The sequence below is a fragment of the Sulfurimonas sp. genome (assembly GCF_016744025.1).
Taxonomy (GTDB): Bacteria; Campylobacterota; Campylobacteria; order Campylobacterales; family Sulfurimonadaceae; genus Sulfurimonas.
Genome location: NZ_JADGFC010000174.1, coordinates 1 through 4,118, shown reverse-complemented (window position 1 = coordinate 4,118; position 4,118 = coordinate 1). Strand labels below are relative to the sequence as shown.

Sequence of the window (4,118 nt, the reverse complement as noted above, 5' to 3'; positions counted from 1 at the left end):
GAGCTTTTTTACAGCCATTTGTAAATAAACCTTTGTTTACTCCTACTATACCGAACTTTAATGAATGTTTTATGCACCCGTTTTTTTAATTAAGTCAGTCCCTACTACTTTTAACCCTCTTTGCTTTGTTAAACTCTTCGCTTAAATTAAAGGAGAAATAGATGCTAGGGGAAATAAATACATTTTTAAATGACCTGATTTGGGGCAATATGTTAATATATATGCTTCCAGCTTTGGGTATATTTTTTACGGTAAGTTCAAGGTTTGTACAGTTTAGATACTTTTTTAAGATGTTCCATGTTTTAAGAGAGACTGAGCATGATAAAGAGGGACATATTAGTTCATTTCAAGCACTTATGCTAAGTGTAGCTGGTCGTGTTGGTGGTGGAAATATCGCTGGTGTTGCGGTAGCTATTACTCTTGGTGGTCCAGGTGCAGTTTTTTGGATGTGGATGATTGGTCTTATTGGTATGAGTACAAGTTTCTTTGAGTGTTCACTTGCACAGTTATATAAAGAAAAAGATGCAGAAGACTCTTGCGTATACCGTGGTGGACCAGCTTATTATGTAACAAAAGCCTTAGGACAAAGATGGATTGGTGTTATTATTTCTATTCTTTTAATGTTTACATTTGGTTTTGCGTTTAATGCAACTCAGTCATTTATTATCTCTAGTTCATTTGAAGCATCTTTTGGTATTCCAGTATGGATGTCTGGTGGACTTTTAACAGTTTTATTTGGTATATCAATCTTTGGTGGTATCAAAAGAATCACAAAATTCTCAGAAGTTATAGTTCCAGTTATGGCTGTTAGTTATCTGCTTATAGCACTTGTTGTTATTGGATTAAACATACAAGAAGTTCCTCGTTTAATCACTATGATTATTACAGAAGCATTTAACCCAACCACTGCTATTAGTGGTGGTATCGGTGCGGTTATACTTCAAGGTGCAAAAAGAGGAATGTTCTCAAACGAAGCTGGACTTGGTTCTGCACCAAATGTTGCTGCGGTAGCTTATGTTGCTCACCCTGTTCAACAAGGTATAGTTCAATCATTCTCAGTATTTATTGATACTATCATTCTTTGTTCTTGTACAGCATTTATCATCCTTTTATCTGGTGCTTATGTACCTGGACTTGAAAATGCAAACGGTATACTTTTAACACAAAGTGCTTTAGTTGAGCATATGGGTCCATTTGCTGGATACTTTATTACATTTGCACTTTTACTATTTGGTTTTTCTTCAATGTTATATAACTACTATTTAGCAGAAAACAGCCTTAACTTTTTTAGTAAAGGAAATGTAGCACTTTTTAATGTGTTTAGAGTTGTTTGTATAGCTCTTATCATTTGGGGTTCATTCCAAGATTTAGGTTCTATATTTGCATTTGCTGACTTATCTATGGGTCTTTTAGCTGTTATCAATATCAGTGTTATTGCAGTTTTATATAAGCCTGTGCTAAGACTTATCAAGGGTTATGATACTCAATTAAAAGAAGGCATTGTTCCTGTTTTAAGATATGAAGATTATGCGCAATATAAAATTGGCATAGCTCCATGGAAAGAGATTGTTGATAATATCAATGATAAAAAAGAGGAAAAGCTTAAAAATCAGGGATAGTTTTTAACAAAACAACTCTGTTGCTATGTTACAATAAAATAAAAAAAGCCAGTTGATTAACTTTTATCAACTGGCTTTTAGCATAAGGTAAAAGATGTTTAGTAAAGAGGGAATACCTTTTTTTTCGATAATAATGCCTTTTTTAAGCATCCTATTTATATCTTTTTTTACAACCTCCTTCTACTTAAAGCTCTCAGACGAAAACTTTTATGCTGATATAAAAATCTATGAAAAAAACAATACTATAAACAAGCATACAAATGATGTAGGTTTATTTATTGAACAAAAGCGTATTCAAAAAGAGTTACAAGACGATAAATTTATAAACTTTGTTATAGTTATAACTACTCTCCTTTTACTTTTTATGGCTACTTTTTCATATATGATGTCTTCTATTATTGATGGTGTAATTAAAAGGTATAAAGAAGAAGTAAAACAAAAAAAAGAAAAACTACAGATGCTAAATAAGACATTGGCTCATAAAGTTAAAGATGGAATAGAAGAAGCGACAAGAAAAGATAAGGCAATCTTAATACAGTCTAGACTGGCAAGAATGGGTTCTATGATAAGTATGATAGCACATCAGTGGAGACAACCTCTTACTGAGCTATCAGGTATCTTAATGGAGTTAGAAACTGCTACGAAATTCAAAAAAATAAATGAAGAACATATTTTCAAGTCTATTCGTAAGAGTGATAAAATGATAGAGTATATGTCAAGTACCATAGATGACTTTAGAAATTTTTATAAACCAGATAAGAAAAAAGAGGACTTTTTTGCGCTTGACTCTTGTATAAAAGCTATAAACCTAGCAAAAGCTTCTCTTAAAGATAGTTCAATAGATCTTATCTTATTTGTTAATACGGATAAAGTAATACATGGATATCCAACAGAATATGCTCAAGTTATTCTAAACCTTATATCAAATGCAAGAGATGTTTTAGTAGAAAAAAGAGTGCATAAACCTAAGATACATATACTTATAGATGTACAAGAAGATAAGAGTATAGTTGAGATAAAAGATAATGCAGGTGGAATAAAAAATGAAGATTTTGATTTGATATTTGACCCCTATTTTAGTACAAAAGATTCATCAAAAGGAACTGGTTTAGGTCTTTATATATCTAAACTTATTATAGAGAAGAACATGAAAGGTGAGCTTAATGTACACAATGATAATAATGGTGCTGTTTTCACAGTATATGTGGAGTAGAAAATGAGCGAAGACTTACTTTTAAGTTTAAAAAATGTGCCCATTTTGTGTGTTGAAGATGAAGATGGAATTAGAGAAGTAGTAGTTAATACACTTAAGTACTATTTTGATGATGTTTATGAGGCTAGAGATGGTAATGAAGCTTATGATATTTACTTAGAAAAAGAGCCTAAAATCATTTTAACTGATATCCAAATGAAAAACTGTAATGGCATCGATCTTGTAAAAAAGATAAGAGAGCATGATTTAAAAACAACTATAATTATGCTTACCGCTTACTCAAATGAAGAGTATTTGGTTGATTTGATAAATCTAAATATAAGTCACTTTATATTAAAACCTTTAAATCTAAAAAAGTTAAATGAAGCTCTTATCAAGTATGCAAAAACATCTTTAGCATCTATAACCCTAGCTCAGGACTTAGTTTTAAATATACAAAAAAGAGAGCTGATTTATAAAGACAAAGAAGTTATAGTTCTTAGAAAAAGAGAAAAAGAGTTTTTAGAGCTTCTTCATGAAAGACGAGATAATATTTTAGAGTATGCACAAATGGAGTCTGAACTTTGGGATGGTAAAGAGATGACTACTCATGCTTTAAAATCATTTATGAAAGATTTAAGACAAAAGCTTCCCCTAAATATAATAAAAAACATTCCCCAAGAGGGATATACTCTAAACTAAAATAATTTAAAAAAGGAAATTTATGAAAATAACTATTATCAATACAGGTGGAACATTTAACAAAAGATATAACCCTCTAAAAGGTCTTTTGGAAGTTCCATCTGACAATATAGCACTAGATAAGATCTTAGAATCTTGTCATAATATAGAGTTTGAGATTAAAAATATTGTATCAAAAGATAGCCTTGATATGAATGATGAAGATAGACAAATAATAACAGATGCAATAAAGAAAAGTACTAATGACAAAATTATTGTAATTCATGGGACAGATACAGTTGATTTAACAAGTGAATTTTTATACAAAGAAATAGATAATAAAAAGATAGTATTTACAGGCGCAATGGTTCCAATCAGTATAGATGAAGTAGAAGCTACAATGAACTTTTCACTAGCTCTAGGCTTTTTAAGCGCAAATGTAGACAATGGCATCTACATAGCAATGCACGGAGTTGTAGTTGCTCATTCTAAACTAAAAAAAGACAAAAATGTAGGTAAGTTTCTAGTATATAATGAACCCCTAAAACTGAACCAGTAAAATTTGTTTTCTTATTTCAAAAATGATAAAATTGAAATAGAAAATATAGGGATTAAATATGAGTGTA

At 30.6% G+C, this 4,118-nt stretch carries 4 protein-coding genes; all 4 read left to right on the top strand.

What is annotated here, in order from left to right; translation table 11 throughout:
- Positions 1 to 161 precede the first annotated feature (161 nt).
- The 4 genes from QZZ48_RS14530 to QZZ48_RS14515 all read left to right on the top strand — a co-directional run bounded on the left by QZZ48_RS14530 (position 162) and on the right by QZZ48_RS14515 (position 4,051).
- Positions 162 to 1,619, top strand: a complete 1,458-nt coding sequence (locus tag QZZ48_RS14530; RefSeq protein ID WP_294966979.1) for an alanine/glycine:cation symporter family protein — start codon at positions 162 to 164, stop codon at positions 1,617 to 1,619.
- 94 nt (positions 1,620 to 1,713) lie between these two features.
- Positions 1,714 to 2,832: a HAMP domain-containing sensor histidine kinase gene (locus tag QZZ48_RS14525; protein ID WP_294966978.1), complete on the top strand. Its 1,119-nt coding sequence runs from the start codon at positions 1,714 to 1,716 to the stop codon at positions 2,830 to 2,832.
- A 3-nt stretch (positions 2,833 to 2,835) separates the two neighbouring features.
- Positions 2,836 to 3,513, top strand: a complete 678-nt coding sequence (locus QZZ48_RS14520) for a response regulator (RefSeq protein ID WP_294966977.1) — start codon at positions 2,836 to 2,838, stop codon at positions 3,511 to 3,513.
- A 22-nt stretch (positions 3,514 to 3,535) separates the two neighbouring features.
- Positions 3,536 to 4,051, top strand: a complete 516-nt coding sequence (locus tag QZZ48_RS14515) for an asparaginase domain-containing protein (protein WP_294966976.1) — start codon at positions 3,536 to 3,538, stop codon at positions 4,049 to 4,051.
- Positions 4,052 to 4,118 lie beyond the last annotated feature (67 nt).